The sequence below is a fragment of the Enterobacter sp. RIT637 genome (assembly GCF_019718755.1).
In the GTDB taxonomy this organism is placed as follows: domain Bacteria; phylum Pseudomonadota; class Gammaproteobacteria; order Enterobacterales; family Enterobacteriaceae; genus Enterobacter.
In genome coordinates this window covers 1-516 of the sequence record NZ_JAIHAZ010000197.1, presented here as the reverse complement: position 1 = coordinate 516, position 516 = coordinate 1, and the positions used below count along the sequence as shown (strand labels likewise).

Genomic DNA, 516 nt, shown 5'->3' with positions numbered 1-516 from the left:
ATATAGTTCTAGCCAAAAAATGGAGAATTTTTCTGCCTGACGGCATCAAACGCACAACAGCCGAAAAAGCTGCCCAACGGGTTTTGTACATGACAAACCAGCCTGAAAACCAAACCCAACAGGAGAACTAACCATGCAAACCACTATCCCCACCGGTTCAATCCGCACCTTTGGCGATTACGGCGTGATGTACATCGTCGGCACGCCGGCCGAACAGCTTCCGGACGGCGATTGGCTCGTAAATATTGAACTGCCGGAAAGCGGCGAACACACGCAATACAAACTGTCCCACATCGTTCAAGACCCAAAGGCTGCCTAATGTACGCGATTTCTTTTGATTTGGTGGTTGCCGATACCGCTCAAAACCATCCGAAAGGCATTTCCCAAGCCTACGCGGATATTGGATACACCCTGCGGAAATTCGGCTTTACCCGCATTCAGGGAAGTTTGTACACCTGCCAAAACGAAGATATGGCTAACCTGTTTTCAGCCATCAACGAGCTAAAAGCTCTGCCT

2 protein-coding genes are annotated in these 516 nt (G+C 49.4%); both read left to right on the top strand.

Going from position 1 to position 516, the window contains the following annotated elements; all coding sequences use genetic code 11:
• The first annotated feature begins 133 nt into the window (after positions 1-133).
• The gene (locus tag K5E19_RS23980) at positions 134-319 is read left to right on the top strand and encodes a DUF5397 family protein (RefSeq protein WP_003690223.1); all 186 of its coding nucleotides are present in this window, start codon (positions 134-136) and stop codon (positions 317-319) included.
• Positions 319-516 (top strand): virulence factor (locus K5E19_RS23975; RefSeq protein WP_221553402.1); only part of this gene is annotated, 198 nt, incomplete at its 3' end. The genes K5E19_RS23980 and K5E19_RS23975, both read left to right, overlap by 1 nt.